The organism is Pseudacidovorax sp. 1753 (assembly GCF_040544975.1).
Lineage (GTDB): Bacteria > Pseudomonadota > Gammaproteobacteria > Burkholderiales > Burkholderiaceae_C > Xenophilus.
Genome location: NZ_JBEPKY010000003.1, coordinates 129,121 through 153,927 on the forward strand (window position 1 = coordinate 129,121; position 24,807 = coordinate 153,927).

Annotated in this window: 23 protein-coding genes; 19 read left to right on the forward strand and 4 right to left on the reverse strand. The window is 69.2% G+C overall.

Going from position 1 to position 24,807, the window contains the following annotated elements; genetic code table 11:
- Positions 1–60: 60 nt before the first annotated feature.
- The 5 genes from ABIC63_RS04915 to ABIC63_RS04935 all read left to right on the forward strand — a co-directional run bounded on the left by ABIC63_RS04915 (position 61) and on the right by ABIC63_RS04935 (position 4,664).
- Positions 61–1,221, forward strand: coding sequence for an ATP phosphoribosyltransferase regulatory subunit (locus ABIC63_RS04915; RefSeq protein ID WP_294374798.1), 1,161 nt, complete (start codon positions 61–63; stop codon positions 1,219–1,221).
- Between the two features lie 15 nt (positions 1,222–1,236).
- Positions 1,237–2,568, forward strand: a complete 1,332-nt coding sequence (locus ABIC63_RS04920; protein WP_043114796.1) for an adenylosuccinate synthase — start codon at positions 1,237–1,239, stop codon at positions 2,566–2,568.
- 22 nt (positions 2,569–2,590) lie between these two features.
- Entirely contained in the window at positions 2,591–3,115 is a 525-nt protein-coding gene (locus ABIC63_RS04925; RefSeq protein WP_017760720.1) for a phosphoribosyltransferase, read from the forward strand.
- 21 nt (positions 3,116–3,136) lie between these two features.
- Complete coding sequence (locus ABIC63_RS04930) at positions 3,137–4,330, forward strand: PLP-dependent transferase (protein ID WP_294374803.1); 1,194 nt, start codon at positions 3,137–3,139, stop codon at positions 4,328–4,330.
- Positions 4,331–4,460: 130 nt separating this feature from the next.
- On the forward strand, positions 4,461–4,664 hold the full coding sequence (locus ABIC63_RS04935) for a hypothetical protein (protein WP_294374806.1): 204 nt from the start codon (positions 4,461–4,463) through the stop codon (positions 4,662–4,664).
- A gap of 27 nt (positions 4,665–4,691) precedes the next feature.
- Here ABIC63_RS04935 and ABIC63_RS04940 read toward each other — a convergent pair whose 3' ends face one another.
- Positions 4,692–5,345 (reverse strand): arylesterase, encoded by a 654-nt coding sequence (locus tag ABIC63_RS04940; RefSeq protein ID WP_502935847.1) that lies wholly within the window; start codon positions 5,343–5,345, stop codon positions 4,692–4,694.
- A 21-nt stretch (positions 5,346–5,366) separates the two neighbouring features.
- On the opposite strand from ABIC63_RS04940, the gene ABIC63_RS04945 reads away from it, so the two are divergent.
- The 4 genes from ABIC63_RS04945 (at position 5,367) to fghA (ending at position 8,446) form a co-directional block, all read left to right on the forward strand.
- Positions 5,367–6,077 carry an ABC transporter ATP-binding protein gene (locus ABIC63_RS04945; protein WP_354318932.1) on the forward strand — a complete coding sequence of 237 codons (711 nt, stop codon included), beginning with the start codon at positions 5,367–5,369 and terminating at the stop codon, positions 6,075–6,077.
- 85 nt (positions 6,078–6,162) lie between these two features.
- A complete protein-coding gene (locus ABIC63_RS04950; RefSeq protein WP_294374809.1) occupies positions 6,163–6,438 on the forward strand; it encodes a metal/formaldehyde-sensitive transcriptional repressor in 276 nt (91 codons plus the stop codon).
- 45 nt (positions 6,439–6,483) lie between these two features.
- The gene (locus tag ABIC63_RS04955) at positions 6,484–7,596 is read left to right on the forward strand and encodes an S-(hydroxymethyl)glutathione dehydrogenase/class III alcohol dehydrogenase (protein ID WP_354318933.1); all 1,113 of its coding nucleotides are present in this window, start codon (positions 6,484–6,486) and stop codon (positions 7,594–7,596) included.
- Positions 7,597–7,609: 13 nt separating this feature from the next.
- Positions 7,610–8,446 carry an S-formylglutathione hydrolase gene (gene fghA, locus ABIC63_RS04960; protein ID WP_354319030.1) on the forward strand — a complete coding sequence of 279 codons (837 nt, stop codon included), beginning with the start codon at positions 7,610–7,612 and terminating at the stop codon, positions 8,444–8,446.
- A 102-nt stretch (positions 8,447–8,548) separates the two neighbouring features.
- Here the strand turns inward: fghA and ABIC63_RS04965 are convergent, their stop codons facing one another.
- Both ABIC63_RS04965 and ABIC63_RS04970 read right to left on the reverse strand, forming a co-directional pair.
- Complete coding sequence (locus tag ABIC63_RS04965; RefSeq protein ID WP_502935845.1) at positions 8,549–9,517, reverse strand: tripartite tricarboxylate transporter substrate binding protein; 969 nt, start codon at positions 9,515–9,517, stop codon at positions 8,549–8,551.
- A 167-nt stretch (positions 9,518–9,684) separates the two neighbouring features.
- Positions 9,685–10,584 carry a LysR family transcriptional regulator gene (locus ABIC63_RS04970; protein WP_294374814.1) on the reverse strand — a complete coding sequence of 300 codons (900 nt, stop codon included), beginning with the start codon at positions 10,582–10,584 and terminating at the stop codon, positions 9,685–9,687.
- A 99-nt stretch (positions 10,585–10,683) separates the two neighbouring features.
- On the opposite strand from ABIC63_RS04970, the gene ABIC63_RS04975 reads away from it, so the two are divergent.
- The 3 genes from ABIC63_RS04975 (at position 10,684) to ABIC63_RS04985 (ending at position 13,624) form a co-directional block, all read left to right on the forward strand.
- Positions 10,684–12,327, forward strand: coding sequence for an FAD-dependent monooxygenase (locus ABIC63_RS04975; protein WP_354318934.1), 1,644 nt, complete (start codon positions 10,684–10,686; stop codon positions 12,325–12,327).
- 173 nt (positions 12,328–12,500) lie between these two features.
- Complete coding sequence (gene rlmB / locus ABIC63_RS04980; protein WP_294374817.1) at positions 12,501–13,262, forward strand: 23S rRNA (guanosine(2251)-2'-O)-methyltransferase RlmB; 762 nt, start codon at positions 12,501–12,503, stop codon at positions 13,260–13,262.
- A 20-nt stretch (positions 13,263–13,282) separates the two neighbouring features.
- The gene (locus ABIC63_RS04985) at positions 13,283–13,624 is read left to right on the forward strand and encodes a hypothetical protein (RefSeq protein ID WP_043114793.1); all 342 of its coding nucleotides are present in this window, start codon (positions 13,283–13,285) and stop codon (positions 13,622–13,624) included.
- A gap of 22 nt (positions 13,625–13,646) precedes the next feature.
- Here the strand turns inward: ABIC63_RS04985 and ABIC63_RS04990 are convergent, their stop codons facing one another.
- Positions 13,647–14,549 carry a LysR family transcriptional regulator gene (locus ABIC63_RS04990; protein WP_295527780.1) on the reverse strand — a complete coding sequence of 301 codons (903 nt, stop codon included), beginning with the start codon at positions 14,547–14,549 and terminating at the stop codon, positions 13,647–13,649.
- Between the two features lie 122 nt (positions 14,550–14,671).
- On the opposite strand from ABIC63_RS04990, the gene ABIC63_RS04995 reads away from it, so the two are divergent.
- From ABIC63_RS04995 to ABIC63_RS05025, 7 genes are all read left to right on the forward strand, one after another.
- The gene (locus tag ABIC63_RS04995) at positions 14,672–16,798 is read left to right on the forward strand and encodes a 3-hydroxyacyl-CoA dehydrogenase NAD-binding domain-containing protein (protein ID WP_354318935.1); all 2,127 of its coding nucleotides are present in this window, start codon (positions 14,672–14,674) and stop codon (positions 16,796–16,798) included.
- Positions 16,799–16,878: 80 nt separating this feature from the next.
- Positions 16,879–18,075 carry an acyl-CoA dehydrogenase family protein gene (locus tag ABIC63_RS05000; RefSeq protein ID WP_354318936.1) on the forward strand — a complete coding sequence of 399 codons (1,197 nt, stop codon included), beginning with the start codon at positions 16,879–16,881 and terminating at the stop codon, positions 18,073–18,075.
- Complete coding sequence (locus ABIC63_RS05005; protein WP_354318937.1) at positions 18,072–19,214, forward strand: acyl-CoA dehydrogenase family protein; 1,143 nt, start codon at positions 18,072–18,074, stop codon at positions 19,212–19,214. Before ABIC63_RS05000 ends, ABIC63_RS05005 begins: the two co-directional genes overlap by 4 nt.
- Complete coding sequence (locus tag ABIC63_RS05010; RefSeq protein ID WP_017757984.1) at positions 19,211–20,416, forward strand: CaiB/BaiF CoA transferase family protein; 1,206 nt, start codon at positions 19,211–19,213, stop codon at positions 20,414–20,416. The genes ABIC63_RS05005 and ABIC63_RS05010 overlap by 4 nt, the downstream gene beginning before the upstream one ends.
- 233 nt (positions 20,417–20,649) lie before the next feature.
- Positions 20,650–21,642, forward strand: a complete 993-nt coding sequence (locus tag ABIC63_RS05015) for a tripartite tricarboxylate transporter substrate binding protein (protein WP_354318938.1) — start codon at positions 20,650–20,652, stop codon at positions 21,640–21,642.
- The gene (locus tag ABIC63_RS05020) at positions 21,642–23,573 is read left to right on the forward strand and encodes an acyl-CoA synthetase (RefSeq protein WP_354318939.1); all 1,932 of its coding nucleotides are present in this window, start codon (positions 21,642–21,644) and stop codon (positions 23,571–23,573) included. Before ABIC63_RS05015 ends, ABIC63_RS05020 begins: the two co-directional genes overlap by 1 nt.
- 47 nt (positions 23,574–23,620) lie before the next feature.
- Positions 23,621–24,628, forward strand: coding sequence for a Bug family tripartite tricarboxylate transporter substrate binding protein (locus tag ABIC63_RS05025; RefSeq protein WP_354318940.1), 1,008 nt, complete (start codon positions 23,621–23,623; stop codon positions 24,626–24,628).
- Positions 24,629–24,807: the final 179 nt, after the last annotated feature.

Below are 24,807 nucleotides of genomic sequence, written 5' to 3' on the forward strand. Positions count from 1 at the left end.
CCGTCTCCGGGGCGTTGTCGAGGGCCGTTAGAATCCCGTTTTAACCACGGCCTACACGCCATGTCCGCCTGGGTCCTCCCGGATCACATTGCCGATGTGCTGCCCTCCGAGGCGCGCCACATCGAAGAACTCCGACGCCAACTCCTCGACACCGCCCGCAGCTACGGCTACGAGCTGGTGATGCCGCCGCTCATCGAGCATCTGGAATCGCTGCTCTCGGGCACCGGCGAGGCGCTGGACCTGCAGACCTTCAAGCTCGTCGACCAACTCTCCGGCCGCAGCATGGGCCTGCGTGCCGACACCACGCCGCAGGTCGCCCGTATCGATGCGCACCTGCTCAATCGCGAAGGCGTGGCACGCTTGTGCTACTGCGGGCCCGTGCTGCATGCGCGGCCCGACGGTCCCAACGCCACCCGCGAGCCGCTGCAGTTCGGTGCCGAGATCTACGGCCATGCCGGCCGCGAGGCGGACCTCGAAGCGCTCGAACTCGCTCTCGCCGCGCTGCGTGCCGCGGATGTGCGCGATGCGCTCGTGGATCTGGCGGACGTGCGCATCGTGCGTGCCCTGCTGGCCGGCGCCCAGGCGCCCCGCGACATCCTGGAGCGCGTGCATGCGGCCCTGGCCGCCAAGGATGCGAGCACGCTGGTTGAACTCACACGCGGATTCCCGGCGCCTGTGCGCGATGCGCTGCGCGTCCTGCCCGAGCTGTACGGCGACCGCTTGGTGCTGGACGAAGCCGAACGCGTCTTGGCTGCCTTCCCTGACGCCCTGTCGGCCGTGGCGGGCCTGCGCTGGCTGTCGGCCCAGTTGGCCGAACTGGGCACCGCCCGCGTGAGCTTCGACCTGGCCGACCTTCAGGGCTATGCCTACTACAGCGGTGCCCGGTTTGCGATCTACGCTGAGGGTGCCAACGACTCGCTGGCGCGGGGCGGCCGTTATGACGAGGTGGGTGCGGTCTTCGGCCGCAACCGGCCAGCCGTGGGCTTCAGCCTGGACGTACGCAGCCTGGTGGCCGTGGTGCCGCGGCCGCCCCTGCGCGCGGCCATCCGTGCACCCTGGAGCGACACCGACGCTGGCCTGCGCAGTGCCATTGCGGCGCTGCGCGCCGGCGGCGAGACGGTGGTCTGCGTGCTGCCGGGCCATGAGAGCGAAATCGACGAATTCCACTGCGACCGCACGCTGAACTGCGTCGGCGGCCGGTGGGAAGTGCAAGCCATCTGATCAACGAGAACATTCATGAGCGTGACAACCGGACGTAACGTGGTCGTCGTCGGCACCCAGTGGGGCGACGAGGGCAAGGGCAAGCTGGTCGACTGGCTGACGGAAAGCGCCCAGGGTGTGGTGCGCTTCCAGGGCGGCCACAACGCGGGCCACACGCTGGTCATCAACGGCGTCAAGACGGCGCTGCACCTCATTCCCAGCGGCATCATGCGCCCGGGCGTGACCTGCTACATCGGCAACGGCGTGGTGCTGTCGTGCGCCAAACTGTTCGAAGAGATCGAAGGGCTGGAGAAAGCGGGGGTGGAGGTGCGTTCGCGCCTGCGCGTGTCCGAGGCCTGCCCGCTGATCCTGCCCTTCCACGCCGCGCTGGACGTGGCGCGCGAGGCTTATCGCGAAAAGGGCGGCATCGAGAAGATCGGGACCACCGGCCGCGGCATCGGCCCGGCCTACGAAGACAAGATCGCCCGCCGCGCGCTGCGCGTGCAGGACTTGAAGCACCCCGAGCGCTTCGCGCAGAAGCTGCGCGTGCTGCTCGACCTGCACAACCATGTGCTGACGCAGGTGCTGGGTGCCGAGCCCATCGACTTCGATGCTGTCTACAGCGAGGCGATGAAGCACGCCGAGGTGCTCAAGCCCATGATCGCCGACGTGTCACGTGAACTGAACGAGGCCCACCGCAACGGCGCCAACCTGCTGTTCGAAGGCGCGCAGGGCACGCTGCTTGATGTCGACCACGGCACCTATCCGTACGTCACCTCCAGCAACTGCGTGGCCGGCAATGCGGCCGCCGGCTCGGGCGTGGGCCCGGGCATGCTGCACTACGTGCTCGGCATCACCAAGGCCTACTGCACCCGCGTGGGCGGCGGCCCGTTCCCCACCGAGCTGGACTGGGAGAAGCCGGGCACCGTGGGCTACCACCTGTCGACCGTGGGTGCCGAGAAGGGCGTGACCACCGGCCGTTCGCGCCGCTGCGGCTGGTTCGATGCCGCGCTGCTCAAGCGCTCGGCCCAGGTCAACGGCCTGTCGGGGCTGTGCATCACCAAGCTCGACGTGCTGGACGGCATCGAGGAACTCAAGCTGTGCACCGGCTACGAGCTGGACGGCGAGCACATCGACATCCTGCCGCTGGGTGCCGACGAGATCGAGCGCTGCGTGCCGGTGTACGAGACGATGGAAGGCTGGTCCGACAGCACCGTGGGTGTGACGCAGTACGACAAGCTGCCGGTCAATGCCCGGCTGTACCTGCAGCGCATCGAGCAGGTGACGGGCGTGCCCATCGCCATGATCTCGACCAGCCCGGATCGTGACCACACGATCATGATGCGCCATCCCTACCTCGCCGATTGAACACGCCAGGAGCCCACGACCCATGTTGACCGAAGACGGCAAGCACCTGTACGTCAGCTACGACGAGTACCACAACCTCATCGAGAAGCTCGCGCTCAAGATCCACCAGTCCGGCTGGGAGTTCGACAACATCCTGTGCCTGGCCCGCGGCGGTATGCGGCCCGGCGATGTGCTGTCGCGCATCTTCGACAAGCCGCTGGCCATCATGTCCACCAGCTCGTACCGCTCCGAGGGCGGCACTATCCAGGGCCACCTGGACATCGCCCACTACATCACCACACCCAAAGGCGAGATCGCCGGCCGCGTGTTGCTGGTGGACGATCTGGCCGATTCCGGACACACGCTGCAGGCCGTGGTGGAACTGCTGCGCACCAAGTACGCCCCCATCACCGAGTTGCGCAGCGCGGTGCTCTGGACCAAGCAGCTGTCGGTGTTCACGCCCGACTACTCGGTGGAGTACCTGGAGACCAATCCCTGGATCCACCAGCCCTTCGAGGGCTACGACACGATGCGACCGGAGAAGCTGCTTAAGAAGTGGTCCGTCTGAAGAGGGGCTAGCATCGGTGGCATGAGCGCATCTGCCACCGACCTGATCCACCACCCCTACCTTCCCCCGTCGAGTTTCGAAGCCCCACAGCCGGGCATCTTCAAGGCCTCGACGGTCTTCTTCCCCAACGTCGCCGCGATGCGTGCGCGCGACTGGAAGAGCAAGGCCGGCTACACCTACGGCCTTCACGGCACCCCCACCACCTTCCTGCTCGAGGAACGGCTGGCAGCCCTCGAAGGCGGCAGCCAGTGCCTGCTGGCGCCGAGCGGGTTGGCCGCCATCTCGCTGGTGGCGCTCTCGCTGCTCAGCCGTGGCGACGAGGTGCTGATCCCCGACAACGCCTACGGCCCCAACAAGGCCCTGGCCACCGGTGAGCTCGCCAACTATGGCATCACCCACCGGTTGTACGACGCGATGGACCCCGCGGACCTCGCCGCCAAGATTTCCGAGCGCACCCGACTTGTCTGGATCGAGGCGCCGGGCTCGGTCACGATGGAGTTTCCCGACCTGCCCGCGCTGGTCGCGGCCTGCCGCGCGCGGAGCGTGGTCAGCGCACTCGACAACACCTGGGGCGCAGGGCTGGCCTTCAATCCCTTCGACCTCGTGGGCGACGGGCAGGGCGTGGACATCTCCGTCCATGCGCTCACCAAGTACCCGAGCGGCGGTGGCGATGTGCTGATGGGCAGCGTGGTCACCCGCGATGAGGCCCTGCACCTCAAGCTCAAGCTCACGCACATGCGCCTGGGCATCGGTGTCGGTGCCAACGACGCCGAGACGCTGCTGCGGGCGCTGCCCAGCGTGCATCTGCGCTATGCCGCGCACGACCGCGCGGCGCGCACCCTGGCCACTTGGCTGGGCGAGCGGGAGGAAATTGCGCAGGTGTTGCACCCGGCGCTGCCCGGCTCGCCCGGTCATGCGCACTGGCAGACGTTGTGCGGCGCCAGCGACCTGGCGGCCGGGCTCTTCTCGGTGGTTTTCGATGGCCGCTTTGCCGTCGAGGCCATCGACCGCTTCTGCGACAGTCTGAAGCTGTTCAAGCTGGGCTACTCGTGGGGCGGACCCATCAGCCTCGTCGTGCCCTACGACATCGGCCTGATGCGCGACCCTTCCGTGAGCCGCTGGCCCCACAAGGGCACGCTGGTGCGCTTCTCGGTGGGGCTGGAGCGGGTGGAGGACCTGCAGGCTGACCTGGCGCAGGCGCTCGCCCGGCTCTGAGCGCGGCTTCGGCTTCGCGCCGGACTCGCTAGCGCCTGGCGCGCCGTAGGCACGTCCTGCGATATCGCTTACATTGGGGCGGAGGCTGCCCCGAGCCCCGGGGCGGCGGCATCGACAAGGAGGCGTGCGCGTGGCCACACCCAATTACGGTTACGAGAAAAGGCAGCGGGAACTGGCCAAGAGGCAGAAGAAGGAAGAGAAGCTGCGGGCCAAGGCGGAGCGCAAGATCCCCCCGAGCAGCCCGGGCCTCGCGCCTGGCGATCCCGAAACGGATGTCGCCTCGCTCGAGCACGACGCGCCCACCGTGCCCGACACGCCCACCAAGGACGGCTGAGCCCCTCCGCCGGCCAGGCTCGCCCCTTCAGCGCAGCATCCTGCGCACGGCGGGCCAGACGTTCTCGAGAATGCGGGGATGCGCGATGGCCAGCGGATGAATTCGGTCCGCCTGGAACATCGAAGCCGCATCCGGCCCGTCTGCCACGTTCTTCAGCAGGAAGGGCACCACGTCGGACTGGGTCGCCTTTCCCACGCGGCCGAAGATCTCCCCGAAGCGCCGCGTGTAGTCCGTCCCGTAGTTGGGCGGCACCTGTATCCCCACCACCAGCACCTTGGCACCGGCCGCCTGGCTGGCCTTTGCCATCTGCGTGAGGTTGTCCTCGGTCGACGCCAGCGGCAGGCCGCGAAGGGCGTCGTTGGCGCCCAGCTCCAGGATGACGTGCGTGGGCCTGTGCTGGGCCAGCAGCGCCGGCAGCCGGGCCCGGCCACCCGAGGTGGTGTCGCCGCTGATGCTGGCATTGATGACCTTGGCGGCGATCTTCTGCTCGGCGAGCCGTTTCTCCATCAGCGCCACCCAGCCTTCGCCGCGCTTGAGGCCGTACTCGGCCGACAGTGAATCGCCGACCACCAGGATCACGGGTGTCTTGGCCGGCGCCGGCTGCGCCAGGGCCGAAAGACCCCACGGGCCCGCCGCCGACAGGGCCAGCGCGGTGCGCAGGATAAAGTGACGTCGAATCAGCACGCGAGTCCTTTCCAATTCATGTCCAACACCGTGGAAGCCATCGTCGCCGTCGAACACGTCTACAAGTCCGTCGCCGATTCCACAGGCACGCTGGACATTCTGCAAGACATCCATTTCACCCTCGGCGCGCGGGAGACCGCCGCCATCGTCGGTGCGTCGGGCTCCGGCAAGAGCACCTTGCTGTCCATCATCGCGGGGCTGGACGTTCCCACCCGCGGCACGGTCAGGCTGGCGGGCGAGGACCTCTTCGCGGTGGACGAGGACGACCGCGCCGCACTGCGCGCACGCCAGGTCGGCTTCGTGTTCCAGAGCTTCCAGTTGCTGGGCAACCTGACGGCGCTGGAGAACGTGATGCTGCCGCTCGAACTCGCCGGCCGCAGCGATGCCCGCGCCGCCGCCACCGAGATGCTGGGCCGCGTCGGACTGGGGCAGCGCCTGGGCCACTATCCCAAGCTGCTGTCCGGGGGCGAGCAGCAGCGGGTGGCGTTGGCCCGCGCCTTCGTGGTGCAGCCGCGGCTGCTGCTGGCCGACGAGCCCACTGGCAGCCTGGACTTCGCCACCGGCGAGCAGGTGATGCAACTCATGTTTGATCTCAACCGCGAGTTGGGCACGACGCTGCTGCTGGTGACGCACGACCGCGCCATTGCGCAACGCTGCGAGCGGCGTATCACCATTGCCGCCGGCCGGGTCGCGCAGGACGAATCGACGTCGGCGCCATTGGCCGCCTGACCCGGACGACGACTGTCGAGCGCGTCGCCACTCGACGCGGCACGACGCTACTCTTATACTCCCCGGGAGTATCCGAGGAGCGCCTTTGCCCCATTCCGCCGAAGAGAAGAAGCGCGTCATCACCCGCTTGCGCCGCATCCGTGGCCAGACGGAGGCGCTGGAGCGTGCGGTGGAGGCCGGCACCGACTGCGGCGCATTGCTGCAGCAGCTGTCGGCGCTGCGTGGCGCCGCCACCGGCCTGATGGCCGAGGTGCTCGACAGCCACCTTCGCGAAACCTTCGGCACCGCCGGCGAAAAGCCGGCCGATACCCAGGCAGAGATCGAGCAGGTGATGCGCATCGTGCGCAGCTACCTGCGCTGAGACCTTCTTCGTTTCCCTACCCATCCATCATCAGGAGAACCGACCATGAAATCCCGCGCCGCCGTTGCCTTCAAGGCCGGAGAACCCCTGCAGATCGTTGAGCTCGACGTGGCCCCGCCGAAGAAGGGCGAAGTGCTGGTCAAGATCACCCACACGGGCGTCTGCCACACCGACGCCTTCACCCTGAGCGGCGACGATCCGGAAGGCCTGTTCCCCGCCGTGCTGGGCCATGAAGGCGCCGGCATCGTGGTCGAGGTGGGCGAGGGCGTCACCAGCGTCAAGCCGGGCGACCATGTCATTCCGCTCTACACCGCCGAATGCGGCGAATGCCTGTTCTGTAAGAGCGGCAAGACCAACCTGTGCGTGGCCGTGCGCGCCACCCAGGGCAAGGGCGTGATGCCCGACGGCACCACCCGCTTCAGCTACAACGGCCAGCCGGTCTACCACTACATGGGCTGCTCGACCTTCAGCGAGTACACCGTGGTGGCCGAGGTGTCGCTGGCCAAGATCAGCCCCGATGCCAATCCCGAACAGGTCTGCCTGCTGGGCTGCGGCGTGACCACGGGCCTGGGCGCCGTCAAGAACACAGCCAAGGTGCAGGAGGGCGATTCGGTCGCCGTCTTCGGCCTTGGCGGCATCGGCCTGGCGGTGATCCAGGGTGCCAAGCTGGCCAAGGCCGGCCGCATCATCGCCATCGACACCAACCCTTCCAAGTTCGACTTGGCGCGCACCTTCGGCGCCACCGACTGCGTCAACCCCAAGGACTTCGACAAGCCGATCCAGCAGGTGATCGTCGAGATGACGACCTGGGGCGTGGACCACAGCTTCGAGTGCATCGGCAACGTCAATGTGATGCGTGCCGCTCTGGAGTGCGCCCATCGAGGATGGGGCCAGTCGGTGATCATCGGCGTGGCGGGGGCGGGGCAGGAGATCTCGACGCGGCCCTTCCAGCTGGTCACCGGCCGCAAGTGGCTGGGCACGGCCTTCGGCGGCGTCAAGGGCCGCTCGCAGCTGCCGGGCGTGGTCGAGGACGCGATGGCCGGCCGCATCCAGCTCGAGCCCTTCGTGACGCACACCATGCCGCTGACGGACATCAACGAAGCCTTCGACCTGATGCACGAGGGCAAGTCGATCCGCTCCGTCGTGCACTACGCCTGAGCGCGTGACCATGATGGAACGCGTCGAACAACATGCCAGCTTCGGCGGCCGCCAGGAGGTGTGGAAGCACGCCTCCGCAGTGCTGGGCTGCGAGATGAAACTGGGCGTCTACTTGCCACCGGCCGCGCTGGCCGGCGAGGCCTGCCCGGTGCTGTACTGGCTGTCGGGCCTGACCTGCAGCGAGCAGAACTTCATCACCAAGGCCGGCGCGCAGCAGCATGCAGCGCAGCACGGGTTGATCCTGGTGGCGCCCGACACCAGCCCGCGCGGCGAGGCCATCGCCAATGACCCGGCCTACGACCTGGGGCAGGGCGCGGGCTTCTACCTCAATGCCACACAGGCGCCCTGGGCGCCGCATTTCCGCATGGAGGACTACGTGGTGCAGGAGCTGCCTGCGTTGGTGGAGCAGCACTTCGCCACCACCGCGCGGCGCGGTATCTCCGGCCATTCGATGGGCGGCCATGGCGCGCTGACGCTGGCCCTGCGCCATCCGGGTCGCTACGCGAGCGTGTCGGCCTTCTCGCCCATCGTGGCGCCGACGCAGGTGCCCTGGGGCCAGAAGGCCTTCGCGGCCTACCTGGGCGAGGACCGCAGTGCGTGGGCAGCCCATGACGCGGTCGAGCTGATCGGCACCGCCACCGAGCGCCTGCCGCTGCTGGTGGACCAGGGCGAGGGCGATGAATTCCTGCCCGGGCAACTGAAGCCCGAGTTGCTGCAGAAGGCCTGCGACGCCGCCGGCCATCCGCTCACGCTGCGCATGCAGCCGGGCTACGACCACAGCTACTACTTCATCGCCAGCTTCATCGGCGACCACGTGGCGCACCACGCCGCAGCGCTCAAGGGCGCCTGATCTAGAGCCTGGAGGCTGGCGGGGCGGTGCCTGTCGGCCAGGCTCGGTGCAGGGGGCTGCGCGAGACAGGGCCCCTTACAGCGCCACTCGCCGCACCGACGCTTAGTCGGCGGTGATGTTCCCTGTACGCACCACTTCGGCCCAGCGCGTCGCGTCCTTCGCGATCAGCTTGCCGAAGTCGGCCGGCGTCGATTGGGCGGGCACCATTCCCTGCGCCTCGAAGATGGTCGCTACCTCGGGCTGCTTCAGCACGTCGGCGATCTCGCGGTTGAGCCGGTCGACGACCGCCTGGGGCGTGCCCTTGGGCGCCAACACGCCGTACCACATGTCCACACTGCCCATCTTGAGACCGGCCTCGGTCAGCGTGGGCGTCTGTGGCAGTTGCGGCACGCGCTTGTCGCTGCCCACCGCCAGGGCCTGCAGCTTGCCGGCCTTGATGTGCGGCAGGGCCACATGCACCGGCAGGAACATGGCGTCGAGCCGGCCGCCCAGCAGGTCGGTCACGGCGCCGGCTGTGCCCTTGTAGGGCACATGCAGCATGTCGACGCCCGAGGTCTGCGTCAGCAGCGCCATCGACAGATGATGCGGCGTGCCCACGCCGGGCGTGCCGTAGGTGAGCTGGCCGGGCTTGGCCTTGGCCTGGGCCACCAGTTCGGCGGCCGTGTGCGCCTTCTGCACCTGCGGGTTGGTCACCAGCAGCAGCGTGCCCCACGACGTGAGGGCCACGGGCGCGAAGTCGTTGACGGGGTCATAGGGCAGCGACTTGTACAGGCTCTTGTTCATCACCAGCGTGTTGACCTGCACCAGCAGCGTGTAGCCGTCGGGCGCGGCGCGGGCCACGCGCTCGCTGCCGATGTTGCCGCTGGCGCCGGGCACGTTGTCCACGACCACCGGCTGGCCCAGGGTCTTGGGCAGGCGGGCCGAGAGCTGGCGCGCCACGATGTCGATGCCCGTGCCGGGCGTGTAGGGCACGACCAGCGTGATGGGGCGGTCGGGCCAGGCCCAGGCGGGGGCGGCGCTCGTCATCGCGGCGGCCACCAGAGGCAGCCAGCGCATCCACTTCATCTTCATGTCTCCACTCCTGCCGCTTCATGCGGCGGTCGAATCTCAGTTTGCGCCAGCGCAAGGCGGCGCGTCGGGATGCGTGCTATTGGGCCAGCGGGCGGCCATGAAGTGAAATTCAGGAATCACATGCATTGATTAGCCATGGCAATGAATGGCCCCCGTCCTGTCGAGGCTCAACGCGACATCGTCGGCAGTAGTTCGACCAGCACTTCGTCGAAGGCCTGCATCGCCGCTGTCTGCGCCGCGCCGCGCCGCGACACCCGGTAGAAGCCCAGCTTGACCTGCGGGCTGCCCAGCACGTCGATGGCCACGCGGTGGCGCCGGCAGGCGGCCACGGCGAAGGTGGGGATCACGGCGCTGCCGAAGCCGGCTTCCACCATGGAGATCATGGTGGCGATGAAGCTGACCGGTTGTGTCTCCTCGGGCGTCACGCCCAGGCGATGCAGATGGGTGTCGATGCTGCGCTGGATCGGGTTCTCGGCCGGCAGGGTGATCAGGCGCGTGCCGCGCAGCGAGGTCCAGCCCGTCCGGCCGACGGCCGTGGGCGCCTCGGCCGCAGGCGAGACCTTCATCAATGCGAATTCGGCAATCTGCCGCCGCACCAGGCCCGAGGTCACCTTGAAGAAGAAGCCCAGCCCGATGTCGGCCGCGCCCGACTCCACCAGCGCCTGCACGCCCTGCAGGTCGCTGTCCAGGAGCTGGACGCGCACCTCGGGCTGCGCCTGGCTGAAGCGCGCGAGCATCTGCGGCAGAAGGTGCGAAGACACCAGCGGCGTCGCTGCGATGCGCAACTGCTGGCGCGTGCGCTGGCCCAGCGCGCCGACCTCGGTGCCGGCGTCGTCCAGCTGCTGCAGCACGTTCTCGGCCACCGCGGCGAAGCGCCGACCCGCCTCGGTGAGCTGCACGGCGCGCGTGGTGCGGTCGAAGAGGCGCGCGCCCAGCTGCTTCTCGACCTCGCGCACCAGGATGCTGAGACCGGCCTGGGTCATGTGCACCCGCTCGGCCGCCCGGGTGAAGCTGCCGGCCTGGGCGACGCTCAGGAAGGCGCGGATCTGCCGCATGGTCAGGTTCATATGCTGATTTTATGAGTGCATGTCATACCTAAACTTGTCTGATGCCTGGGCCTGCGGCCCAATACCGCCATCGCCTACACGACATCGAGACCGCACACCATGACCGCAGACAACGCAAGCACCGGCATTCCGCACGAGAAGACACAGGTCGTCATCGTCGGCGGCGGCCCGGTGGGCATCGGACTGGCCATCGAGCTGGGCCAGCGTGGCATCCACTGCACGCTGGTCGAGCGCCACCGCGAGCCGCAGCCCATCCCCAAGGGCCAGAACCTGACGCAGCGCACGATGGAGCATTTCCATTTCTGGGGTGCCGAAGCCGCCCTGCGTGCGGCCCGCACCATTCCACCGGAATACGGCATCGGCGGTCTGACGGCGCATGGCACGCTGCTGAGCCCCTACCACTACGACTGGCTGCAGCGCGAACTGGTGCGGCCCTACTACTTCACCGCCAACGAACGTCTGCCGCAGTACGCCACCGAGGCGGTGTTGCGTGCCCGCGCCGCCCAGCTGCCCACCGTGCGCGTGCTCTACGGCTGGACGGCCGAGGACGTGCGTGTGGACAACGACACCGTCTACGCCGAGGTGGCGGAGACCGGGGGCGAGGGCCACCGCATCATCGAAGGCCGCTACCTGGTGGGCTGCGATGGCAGCCGCTCCAGGGTGCGCGCCCAGGCCGGCATCACGCAGACGCTGTCGGACCACGACCGCATGATGGTGCTGCTGGTCTTCCGCTCCGAAGGCCTGCACCAGCTGCTGTCTCGTTACCCCGGGAAGTCCTATTACAACGTGCTGCAGCCCGAGCTGGACGGCTACTGGAAGTTCTTCGGCCGTGTCGACCTGGGCAGCACCTGGTTCTTCCATGCGCCGGTGCCGCCCGGCACCACGCGCGACAACTTCGACTTCAAGCGCTATCTGCACGAGGCGGTCGGCGCCGAGTTCGAGGTGGACTTCCAGCACATCGGCTTCTGGGACCTGCGCTTCGCCATCGCCGACCGCTACCGCGCCGGCCCGGTCTTCATTGCGGGCGACGCGGCCCACAGCCATCCGCCCTACGGTGGCTACGGCGTCAACACCGGCTTCGAGGATGCCCGCAACCTGGGCTGGAAGCTCGCCGCCACGCTGCAGGGCTGGGGCGGCGAGGCGCTGCTCGATTCCTACGACGCCGAGCGCCGACCGGTGTTCGCCTCCACCTCGCGCGACTTCATCGCCCGCTCCATCGAGATCGACCGCGACTTCCTGCGTGCCCACGACCCGGCCCGCGACCCGGCTGCCTTCGAGGAGGCGTGGAACGCGCGCAGCAGCGGCGCGGTGGGCGAGGTGCAGTCCTTCGAGCCCCATTACGAAGGGTCTCCGGTCGTGATGCACGCTCCGGGTGCCCACGCCGGTCCATGCAGCGCGGTGGGTAGCCACAGCTTCCGGGCCCGCGCGGGCCATCACCTGGCGCCGGCCGGCCTGCGCGACGGCCGCAATGTGTTCGAGGCGCTGGGCGAGGGCTACACGCTGCTGGCCTTCGGCGCGAGCGACGCGGACGTCGCAGCCCTGGTCGAAGCTGCGGCAGCGGTGAAGCTGCCCCTGACCGTGGTCCGCGACACGGCGGACGGCGATCGCCAGCGCTACGGTGCCGCGCTCGTGCTGGTCCGGCCGGACCAGTTCGTCGCCTGGGCCGGCGACGGCCTTGCAAGCCCGGCGCAGGCGCAGCAGGTGATGGACACGATAAAGGGCAGCAGGGCCACCGCCGCCTGAGCGGCGCGCGGTAGGCGGTCCCCACGGGGCGTCGGCACGCCGCATGGGCGCCGCGGGGCGCGGGGCGCGGGTGGGGGCGCCCTTGGCCGTCAGGCCGATGCGGCGCCGGCCGACAAGGCCCGGGCATGCGGAGGAGGGCGGCTCGCCGGTGGCCGCCGATAATCCCGCGCGATATGTCTTCCTCCCCCAAAGTGATCTTCGGCTTCCACGCCGTGGGCGTGCGGCTGAAGACCTCGCCGGGTTCCGTCCTCGAGGTGCTGTTCGATCCCACGCGGCGCGATGCCCGCATGAAGCAGTTCATCGCCCGCGCCCAGGAAAGCGGCGTGCGCCTCATCGAAGCCGACGGCGTGCGGCTGGCCCGCCTGACCGGCGGCCATGGGCACCAGGGTGTCGCCGCCCGCGTCGAGCCTGTCGCCCAGACCCATTCCCTCGACGAGCTGCTCGACCAGCTCGACGCCGCGGGCACCGTGCCGCTGCTGCTGGTGCTGGACGGCGTGACCGATCCGCACAACCTGGGCGCATGCCTTCGCGTGGCCGACGGTGCCGGTGCCCAGGCCGTGATCGCGCCCAAGGACCATGCCGCCGGCATCAATGCCACGGTGGCCAAGGTGGCCAGCGGTGCCGCCGAGACGGTGCCCTATTTCATGGTGACCAACCTGGCGCGCACGCTCAACGAACTGAAGGAGCGCGACATCTGGGTGGTGGGCACCAGCGACGATGCGCCCGGCACCCTCTACCAATGCGACATGCGCCGCCCGACGGCCCTGGTGCTGGGCGCCGAGGGCGCCGGCATGCGCCAGCTCACCCGCAAGACCTGCGATGAGCTCGTGAGCATTCCCATGGCCGGCGCGGTCGAGAGCCTGAACGTGTCCGTGGCCAGCGGCGTCTGCCTCTACGAGGCCATGCGCCAGCGCCAGGCGGCGGCCGCATCCTGATGAAGAAAGAGCAAGAAGCCATGAACGACAACAACGACAACGACAACCTGCCGGGTGGTGCCGGCTTCGAACCGTCCGCCAAGCTGGCGTTCGACCTCAACCTGGCGCTGTACCTCGACCTGGTGGCGCTGCTGGAGCGCAACGGCGTCGTCAGCTACCGCCAGATGGCAGCCCGTGTGCTCAACATCAGCATGAATGCGCGCGAAGACGGCAACCAGCCGCTGGCCTCGGCGCTCGAAGGCATCGCCCAGGGCTTCGCCGGCCGGGGCGACGGCCTGTCCATCGACACGCTCAAGGTGGCTGGCGACGTGCGCAACGACGAAGCCATGGGCGACATCCCCATGCGGCCCGAAGGTCTCTGATTGCTGGCCCGGACGGGCCGCCTCATCGGCGCCGGCCCGTCTCCTTCACACGTTCGAGCAGGAAGTCGATGAACACCGTCGTCGCCCGGGTGTGGTGGCGGTTGGGCATGTACAGCATGTACATGTGGTTGCCGAAGATCGACAGGCGCCATTCGTCCAGCGTGGTCAGCACCTCGCCGCGGTCGACGGCGTTGCGCACCACGTAGTCGGGCACGATGCCCACGCCCAGGCCGGCCTCGATGGCCTGGCGCAGGAACTCGAAGTTCTCCGAGATCAGCGTCGGCTCCAGCAGCACCTCGTGCCGCTCGGCGCCCAGGTAGGCCGCCACGCGCAGCTGGCGGCCGATCACCATCGCCGTGATCAGCGGCGACTGCCGCAGCGCCTCCAGCGACTGCGGCAGGCCGTGCGCCTGCGCATAGGCCGGCGACGCACAGGCCACGTAGCGCACCCGGCCCAGGTCGCGCGCCACCAGGTTCTGCGGTGGCTCGGACATCACGCGCACGGCGATGTCCACCTCGCCCTGAAGCAGGTCTTCCACCCGGTTCTCGAACACCACGTCCAGCACGATGCCGGGGTACTGCCGCTTGAAGTCGATCAGCCAAGCGGCCATCACCTGCTGGCCGTAGCCGCTGGGCACGGACAGCCGGATGCGGCCCTGCAGGCTCTGGCCCAGCATCTGCACCGATTCGCGCGCTGCAAGCAATTCGTCGCGGATGGCGCGGCCGTGCTCGTAGAGCCGCTGGCCGATCTCGGTGGGCTCGATGCGGCGGGTGGTGCGGCGCAACAGCTGCTGGCCCAGGGTCCGTTCGAACTGGGCCAGCCTGTAGCTCACGTTGGCGCGGCTCATGCGCAGGCGCCGTGCTGCCTCGCTCAGGTTGCCGGCTTCGATGATCTCCACCAGCAGGGAGAGCATGTTCAGATCCATCGTCAAATCCCATTTGACAGTCTGTCAAGCAAGCGGCGGATTGTCATCCACGACGAGCGGGACAAGAATGCGCAGGTGCCGGCGCAATGCCGGCTTGTGCCTTTCCCGGAGACAGCCGCCTCATGACATCGACCCCCGCCACGCCCGCCGACGCCGTCCGCCACCAGATCCAGGGCGAGATCCTGCAGATCACCGTCGACAACCCGCCCGTCAACGCGCTCTCGGCCGCGGTGCGGCGCGGTCTGCTGGCCGCCATCGAGGCCGCGGACGCCGAACCGCGCGTCAAGGCGGTGCTGATCGTGGGGCAGGGCGCCAACTTCATCGCGGGTGCCGACATCCGCGAGTTCGGCCAGACGCCGCAGCCGCCCTCGCTGCCGGAGGTCTGCAACCGCATCGAGGCCTGCAGCAAGCCGGTGGTCGCCGCGCTGCGCGGTGCAGCCCTGGGCGGGGGGCTGGAGATCGCCATCGCCGCTCACTACCGGGTGGCCCTGCCCGATGCCAAGCTGGGCCTGCCCGAGGTGCAACTGGGCCTGATGCCCGGTGCTGGCGGCACGGTGCGGGCGCCCCGTCTCATCGGTGCCGCGGCTGCGTTGGAGCTGATGCTCAGCGGCCGTCACGTCAAGGCCAAGGAGGCCCTGTCGCTGGGCCTGGTGGATCGCATTGCCGAAGGTGAAGATGCCGTGGCGGCGGGTCTGGCCTATGTCCAGGCGCTGCTGGCCGCCGACGCCTCGGTTCGCCGCACCCGCGACGCCCAGGGACTGGCCGATCGGGCCGCTGCGCAGGCCGCCATCGACGCGGCCCGCGCCGACACCGCCAAGAAGTCGAAGAACCTGTTCTCGCCACACAAGATCGTCGAGGCCGTTCAGACCGCACTCGACAAGCCCTTCGACGAGGCCATGACGCTGGAGCGCCAGGCCTTCATGGCCTGCATCGACAGCCCACAGCGCGCCGGCCTGATCCATGCCTTCTTCGCCGAACGCGAAGTGGTCAAGGTGCCCGAGGCCCAGGCCGCGCAGCCGCGCAAGCTGGACAAGGTGGGCATCGTCGGCGGCGGCACCATGGGCGCGGGCATCGCCGTGTCGGCGCTGGACGCCGGCCTGCCGGTGGTGATGGTCGAGCGCGACGATGCGTCCATTGCGCGCGGCCAGGCCAACGTCGAAAAGGTCTACGACGGCCTGATCAAGAAGGGCCGCATGACGCCCGAGGCCAAGACGGCCGTCATGGCCCGCTTCAGCGGCAGCACCGACTACGCGGCCTTCGCCGACGTGGACCTGGTCATCGAGGCCGTGTTCGAGGACATCGAGGTCAAGAAGGCCGTCTTCAAGGAGCTGGACCGCGTCTGCAAGCCCGGTGCGGTGCTGGCCACCAACACCTCGTACCTGGACATCGACGCCATCGCAGCGAGCGTCTCGCGGCCGCAGGACGTCATCGGCCTGCACTTCTTCAGCCCGGCCAACATCATGAAGCTGCTGGAGATCGTGGTGCCGGCCAAGGTGAGCGCCGACGTGGTCTCCACCGCCTTCGCGCTGGCCAAGAAGATGAAGAAAGTGCCGGTGCGCGCGGGCGTGTGCGACGGCTTCATCGGCAACCGCATCCTGGCCGTCTACAAGCAGGCTGCCGACTACATCATGGAAGACGGCGCCAGCCCCTATGAGATCGACGACGCGGTGCGCGGCTTCGGCTATCCGATGGGCCCCTTCCAGGTGACCGACCTGGCCGGCGGCGACATCGGCTGGGCCACGCGCAAGCGCCGCGCCGCCACGCGCGACCCCAAGGCCCGCTATGTGGAAGTGGCCGACCGCGTGTGCGAACGCGGCTGGTTCGGCCAGAAGACCGGCCGCGGCTTCTACCTGTACCCCGAGGGTGCCCGCACCGGCCAGCCCGACCCGGAAGTGCTCGCCATCGTCGATGCCGAGCGGCAGAAGAAGGGCATCACGCCGCGGAAGTTCACACCCGAAGAAATCATGCGCCGCTACATGGCCGCCATGGTCAATGAGGGCGCCAAGGTGGTCGAGGAGGGCATCGCCCTGCGGCCGCTGGATGTGGACGTGACCTTCCTCTACGGCTACGGCTTCCCGCGCTTCCGTGGCGGCCCGATGAAGTACGCCGACATGGTCGGCCTGCCGAAGGTGCTCGACGACATCCGCACCTTCGCCAAGGAAGACCCGCTCTTCTGGAAGCCGGCGCCGCTGCTGGAGAGGCTGGTGGCCGAGGGCCGCGACTTTTCGAGCCTGAACCAGGCGCGCTGAGCCGGTCTTTCATTTCTTTTTTCGAGCATGCGTTCATGCGCCGGCAGGCGCAGGGCCGTGCTCATCCCAAAGGACCACCGATGGACCTGAAATTCACGGCCGAGGAAGAGGCCTTCCGCAGCGAGGTGCTGCAGTTCCTGCGTGAGAAGCTGCCCGCGCGCATCGCCGACAAGGTCAGGCGCGGGCTGCGCCTGACGCGCGAGGACATGGCCGAGTGGCACGGCATCCTCAACGAGCGCGGCTGGCTGGCCAACCACTGGCCCAAGCAGTACGGCGGCCCGGGCTGGGGCGCGGTGCAGAAGTTCATCTTCGAGAACGAATGCGCCCTGGCCGGCGCGCCGCGCATCGTGCCCTTCGGCGTCAACATGCTCGGGCCGGTGCTCATCAAGTACGGCAGCGAGGCGCAGAAGCAGTACTGGCTGCCGCGCATCCTGAGCGGCGAAGACTGGTGGTGCCAGGGCTATTCCGAACCCGGCTCGGGCTCGGACCTGGCCTCGGTCAAGACCACGGCCGTGCTGGACGGCGACCATTACGTGGTCAATGGTCAGAAGACCTGGACCACGCTGGGCCACCACGCCAACATGATCTTCTGCCTGGTGCGCACCAACCGCGAGGCCAAGGCCCAGTCGGGCATCAGCTTCCTGCTGGTGGACATGGATTCGCCCGGCGTGGAGGTGCGGCCCATCATCACGCTGGACGGCGAACACGAGGTCAACGAAGTCTTCTTCACCGACGTGCGCGTGCCGGCTGCCAACCTGGTGGGCGAGCAGGACAAGAGCTGGACCTATGCCAAGTACCTGCTGACCTACGAGCGCACCAACATCGCGGGCGTGGGCTTCTCGGTGGCCGCGCTCGAGAAGCTCAAGCGCATCGCCGCCAAGGTGCAGCGCAACGGCCGGCCGTTGGCGCAGGACCCGCTCTTCGCCGCGCGCCTCGCCAAGGTCGAGATCGATCTGGAGAACATGAAGACCACCAACCTGCGCGTGATCGCCGCCGTGGCCGGTGGCGGTGTGCCGGGGGCGGAAAGCTCCATGCTCAAGATCCGCGGCACCGAGATCCGGCAGGAAATCTCCTCGCTGGCGCGCCGCGCCATGGGCCCTTATGCGCAGCCCTTCATCGAGGCCGCGCTGCACGCAGGCTGGGACGAGCCCGCCGTCGGCCCCGAGGAGGCTGCGCCGCTGGCCGCGCAGTACTTCAACAACCGCAAGCTGTCGATCTTCGGCGGCTCCAACGAGATCCAGAAGAACATCATCTCCAAGATGATCCTCGGCCTATGAACTTCGAGCACACCGAAGACCGCCGCATGCTGGCGGATTCCCTGGACCGCTTCATCGCCGACCAGTACGGCTTCGAGGCGCGCGACCGCATCGCCGAGAGCGACGAGGGCTTCAGCCGCGCGCACTGGGCGCAGCTGGCCGAGATCGGCGCCATCGGCGCGCTGCTGCCCGAGGCCGTGGGCGGCTTCGGCGGAACCGGCTTCGACGTGGCCGTGGTGTTCGAGAGCCTGGGCAAGGGCCTGGTGGTCGAGCCCTTCCTCGGCGCGTTGGTGGTGGGCCAGGCCCTGGCCGCCGCGGGCAGCGAGGCGCAGCAGGCCCGCGTGGCCGGTCTGGTGGATGGCAGCATCCTCGCCGCACTGGCGCATGACGAACCCGGTTCGCACTACGAGGTCCACCGCGTGGCGACGCGCGCCGTGCGGCAGGGCGAGGGCTGGCGCCTCGACGGTGCCAAGGCCGTGGTGGCGCTGGGCGCGCAAGCCGATCTGCTGCTGGTCTCGGCCCGCACCGGCGGCGGCATCGACGATGCGCAGGGAATTTCGCTCTTCCTGGTGCCCGGCGACGCGCCCGGCCTGCTGCGTCGCGACTGCCCGCGCATCGACGGTGGCCGCGTGGCCGAGCTGACGCCGGAAGGCGTGCAGTTGCCCGCCGATGCACTGCTGGGTGCGGAAGGCGAGGGCGCGGGCATTCTGGAGCGCGCGGTCGGCTGGGGCGTGCTCGCCCTGTGCGCCGAGGCCCTGGGCGCCATGGAAATCGCCAAGCGAGACACGCTCGAATACCTGCGCACCCGCAGGCAGTTCGGCGTGCCCATCGGCAGCTTCCAGGCCCTGCAGCACCGCATGGCCGACCTGCTGCTGGAGGTGGAGCAGGCGCGCTCGGCCGTCATCAATGCGGCGGCGGCCATCGATGACGCCGATCGGCTGGCGCGCGAGAAGGCGCTGTCGGCCGCCAAGTACAGCATCGGCCGCATCGGCACGAAGGTGGCGGAAGAGAGCATCCAGCTGCATGGCGGCATCGGCATGACCTGGGAGCTGCCGCTGTCGCACTATGCCAAGCGCCTGGTCATGATCGACCATCAGTTCGGCGACGAGGACCACCACCTGGCGCGCTACATGGCGCTGAGCGCGGAGGTGCCGGCATGACGATGCGCCTGCCGCTCGAAGGCGTGCGCGTGCTGGATCTCTCGCGCGTGCTGGCCGGCCCCATGTGCGCCCAGGCCCTGGGCGACCTGGGGGCCGAGGTCATCAAGGTGGAGCATCCCGGCCGCGGCGACGACACGCGCGACTGGGGCCTGCGCGTGGGCGCGCGCAACACCAGCTACTTCAACAGCGCCAACCGCAACAAGCGCTCCATCGGCATCGATCTCGGCACGGCCGAGGGCCAGCAGCTCGCGCGCGAGCTGGCCGCCAAGTGCGACGTGTTGATCCAGAACTTCAAGTTCGGCGGCATCGAGAAGATGGGCCTGGGCTACGAGGCGCTGCGCGCGATCAACCCCGGCCTGGTGTACTGCTCGATCACCGGTTACGAGCGCGGCGGCGCCGAGAAGGCGCGCCCCGGCTACGACCTGGTGGTGCAGGGCGAGGCCGGCTTGATGGCGCTGAACGGCGAGGAAGGGCAGGGCCCGCTCAAGTTCGGCGTGGCGGCGGTGGACATGTTCACCGGCATGTATTCGGCGCAGGCCATCCTGGCCGCGCTGTTCGACCGCCAGCGCACCGGCCAGGGACGCCATGTGGAGATGGCGCTGTACGACTGCGGCCTGATGATCACCGCCTACTACGGCATGGAGGCGCTGCTGCAGGGCGGCGACCCGCCCAAGTACGGCAATGCGCATCCGTCCATCGTGCCCTATGGTGTGTTCGATGCGCAAGACGGCCCGGTGGTGATCACCGTGGGCAACAACACGCAGTTCCAGCGCTTCTGCACCGACGTCATCGAGCGGCCCGAGATGGCGACCGACGAGCGCTATGCCACCAACCTCGCGCGCTCGCGCAACCGCTACACGCTGCTGCCCGAGTTGCGCGCCGAGTTGGCCAAGCGCCCGCGCGCGCTGCTGCTCGAACGCATGCGCGCCGCGGGCATTCCCTGCGGCGAGGTGCTGGGCCTGCTGGAGGCGCTGCAGTCCCAGCGCACCGCCGATGCGGGGCTGCTCACGCAGTACGCCGAGGCTGATGCGCCGGACGTTCCAGTGCCCGTGCTCGCGCCGCCCTACCGCCTCGATGGCGCCCGTGTGCCGGTGCGCCGCGCGCCGCCCGGCCTGGCTCAGCACACCGAGGATGTACTGAGTGAGTTGCTCGGCCTGGACGCGAGCCGCGTTGCGGCGCTGCGGCAGTCCGGCGCGCTCTGAATGCTTTGCTGCGGCAGCCTCCCAAGCGGGCGTCTGTCCGATGCGGGCCAATGAACCCAGGTCCGTTCGGGCTGAGCTTGTCGAAGCCGGGCACGCGCGTGTCAAAGCCCTTCGACCCTTCGGCGGGCTTAGGACAGGCAAGCTCAGAGCGAACGGGTGAACCGATCTGCATCTCGGGCAGTCGGCTTTCTTTTTTTGACGACACGGTCCCACGAGGACCTGGAGACATCACCATGACCCAGCGAGCCCACAACGCCCGCCGCCTTCTTCTCGCCGCCGCGGCCGGCGCCCTCGGCCTGGCCGCACTGCCGGCCGCCGCCCAGGCCTGGCCCGACAAGCCCATCAAGCTGATCGTGCCCTTCCCGCCGGGCGGCCCCACCGACACGGCTTCGCGTCTGGTCGGCCAGAAGCTGGCCGAGCGCCTGAAGCAGCCGGTGGTGGTGGAGAACCGCGCCGGCGCCTCCGGCACCATCGCCGCGCAGTTCGTCGCCAAGAGTGCGCCGGACGGCTACACGCTCATGATGCTGGCCACGCCCACGCTGCTGGCGCCCCACCTGTACAAGAGCGCCGGCTACGACACCGCCAAGGACTTCGCGCCCGTCGCCACGGTGTACGACCTGCCCATCGTGATGGTGGTCAACCCCACCGTGCTGCCGGACGTGAAGACGCTGCCCGACCTCATCGCCAAGGCCAAGGCCGAAGGCGGCAAGCTCAACTACACCAGCTCGGGCCCGGGCAGCTTCGGCCACCTGACCACCGAGATGCTCAAGGACCTGGGCGGCTTCGACATGCAGCACATCGCCTACAAGGGCGGCACGCCGGCCGTGACCGACCTGCTGGGTGGCCAGGTGCCCGTGATGTATGCCGACCTGGTCGCGGCGTTGCCGCACATCCAGGCGGGCAAGTTGCGCGCCATTGCCGTCGGCTCGCCGCAGCGCATCGCGCAGCTGCCCGAGGTGAAGACGGTGGCCGAGCAGGGCTTCAAGGGCTTCGACGCCGTGTCCTGGGGCGGCCTGCTGGCGCCGGCCGGCACCCCGCAGCTGGTCATCGACCGCGTGAGCCGCGAGGTCAAGGCGATCCTGGCGGAGCCCGACATCCAGAAGCGTCTGATCCAGGCCGGCGCCATCGCCGAGTACCAGGCCCCTGCGCAGATGGCCAGCCGCATGCGCACCGACTTCGACAAATGGGGCAAGGTGATCCGCGACAAGCAGGTGGCGGTGAACTGATGGCTGCCGCCGCCGCGTCTTCCGCCCAGGCCTGGCCGCCACGGCATCCGCCGCTGGCCGCGCCGTTTCCCGTGCGCAGCCGGGCCGACATCGAGCGACTGGCGGCCACCCCGCTGGCCGAGTCGCTGCCTGCGCGCAGCACCTACGAGCTGATCCGCAACGCGGCGCTGGCCTTTGGCGACAAGACGGCGCTGACCTTTCTGCGCGACGGCAACCCCGACACGCCGCCGGTGCGCTGGACCTATGCCGAGCTGCTGGCCCGCATGCATCAGACGGCCAATGCGCTGCATGCGCTCGGCCTGGGTCCCACGGATACCGTGGCGGCGCTTTTGCCCGGCTGCCTGGAATACCACCTGGCCCACTGGGGCGGCCAGGCGGCCTGCATCGTGCAGCCGCTCAATCCGCTGCTGACCGAGGACAAGCTGGCGGCGCTGCTGCAGGCCACTAGCGCGAAGGCGCTGATCGCCTACGGCGCGCCGGAAGATGCGGAGTATTGGGACAAGGCCCTGCGGCTGCAGGCGCGCGTGCCCACCCTGCGGCATGTGCTGCGCGTGGCGCCGCATGATGAGGCGCCCGCGGATGCGCCCGCGCTGCCGCCCGGGGCGCTGCACTTCCAGGAGGTTCTGGCAGCCCAGCCCGACGACCTTCTGGTGAGCGGCCGCGTGATCGCCGCCGAGGACGTGGCGGCCTGCTTCCACACCGGCGGCACCACGGGCGCGCCCAAGCTCGCCCAGCACACGCACGGCAACCAGATCTTCACCGCCTGGGCGAGCGTCGTCACGCAGGGCACGAACAGTGCCGACGTCGGCATCGCCGGCTTCCCGCTGTTCCATGTGGCAGGCGTGCTGCCGGGTGCGCTGGCGTCGCTTTCGGCCGGTGCCGAGATCGTCATCCCGACCACGCTGCTGATGCGCAACCGCGAGGTGGTGCGCAACTACTGGAAGCTCGTCGAGCGCTACCGGCCCACCGTGCTTGCGGCCGTGCCCACCATGTTGGCGGCGCTCGCCAATGTGCCGCTGGAAGGCGCCGACATTTCCTCCATCACCTATTGCCGTACCGGCGCGGCGCCGCTGCCGGCTGAGTTGGGCGCGCGCTTCGAGCGGCTGTTCGGCCTGCATGTGCACGAGAGCTTCGGCATGACCGAGATGGCCGGCATCAGCAGCGTCACGCCGCGCGGCGTGTATGCGCCGGCCGGTTGCGTGGGCTTCGTGCCGCCGCATGCGCAGGTGCGCATCGTGGCGCTCGACGCGCAGGGCGGCGCCAGCGCGCGCGAGGTGGCGCCCGGCGAGACGGGCATGGTGCTGTTCAAGTCGCCCAACGTCTTTCCGGGCTACCTGGACCCGCGGGACACGGCCAAGGCCTTTACGCCCGATGGCTGGCTGGCCACGGGCGATCTCGGCCGGCTGGACGAGCAGGGCCTGCTGCACCTGGCCGGTCGCGCCAAGGACCTGATCATCCGCGGCGGCCACAACATCGACCCCGGCATGCTGGAAGACGCCCTGGGCGCGCATCCCGCCGTGCAGACCTGCGCGGCCGTGGGCGCGCCCGACGCCTATGCCGGCGAACTGCCGGTGCTCTTCGCCACGCTGCGGCCGGGCGCCGAGGCCACGGAGGCCGAGCTGCTGGCCTTCGCCAGCGCCCGCGTCGACGAGCCGCCGGCGCGCCCGAAGTGGGTGGCAGTGCTGCCGGCTTTGCCGACCACCAACGTCGGCAAGATCTACAAGCCCGAGCTGAGACAGATGACCGCCGTGGCGGTGGTGCGGCAGATCGTGGCGGGGCAGGGCGCAGACGCGGGCCGCGTGCGCATCGAACCCCAGGGCGCGGCCGATGTGGCCGTGTACCTGGGCGCCGACTGGACCGACGCTGCGCGCGAAGCGCTGAAGGCCGCGCTGGCGCCCCTGCCCGTGAAGGTGCACTTGCGGGACGGCTGAACGCCGCCCGACGATTTCAAGTGGAAGCAAGAAAAGGAGACAAGACCATGACCTCGATCCAACCCTTCGGCCTGACCCGCCGCCACCTGCTGCGCGCCACCGCCGCAGTGGGTGCGGCCGGCCTGCTGCCCCTGGCGCAGGCCCAGTCCAGCTGGCCCGACAAGCCGATCCGCTTCGTCGTGCCCTTCAACGCCGGCGGCGCAACCGACATCGTGGCACGCCTGCTGTCGGAAAAGCTCGCGCCGAAGCTGGGTCAGCCCATCGTGGTCGACAACCGTGGCGGCGCCGGCGGCATTTTGGGTACCGACATGGTCGCCAAGGCGGCGCCGGACGGCAGCACCTTCACCGTGGCGCTGAGCACCTCGCTGCTGATCAACCAGTTCCTCTACAGCAAGCTGCCCTACAGCCCGCAGAAGGACCTGGCGCTGGTGTCCCAGGTCGCGGTGGCGCCGGTGGTGCTGGCCGTGCATCCCAGCGTGCCGGCCAGGAACGCGCAGGAGCTGCTGGCCTATGTGCGCGCCAACCGCAGCAAGGTGTCGTACGGGTCCTGGGGCATCGGCTCCTATGCGCACCTGGGCGGCGCCTTCATGAGCCGCAGCCAGAATGCCGACATGGCCCACGTGGCCTACAAGGGCGAGGCCCTGATGCTGCAGGACCTGATCGGCGGCCAGATCCAGATGGCCTTCGCCAGCGCGCTGGGCGCCAAGCCGCATGCCGACACCGGCCGGCTGCGGCTGATCGGCGTGACGGGCGAGCAGCGCATGGAGATCCTGCCGCAGCTGCCCACGCTGGCCGAGCAGGGCATGCGCGAGGACGCCTACCGCATCGTCGGCTTCGTCGGCATGGCGGCCCCGGCGCGCACGCCGCCGGAGATCGTGCAACGCATGTCGCGCGAGGTGCAGCAGCTGTGCGAGCAGCCCGAGGTCAAGGCCCGCATCGTGGCCATGGGCTTCTCGGTGGCGGCCTCTACGCCGGAGGCTTTTGCCGCTGCCTACAGGCGCGACGCGCCGGCCTGGGAGGCGCTGGTGAAGGAGTCCGGCGCCAGCCTGGACTGAGCCGGAAGCCGGGGCCGAAGGCGCATCGCGGCCAGCGGGTGGCATGCGCCTTCCACCGGCCTGGACCGATGGGCCCAGGTCGGCTGGCAGTCAAGCGGCTGGTGTCCAATGCGGCCATGGCTTCCCGACGACTCCCGACCCCGTCTTCCGTTCCATCCACATCGGCCGAGCCATCGGCC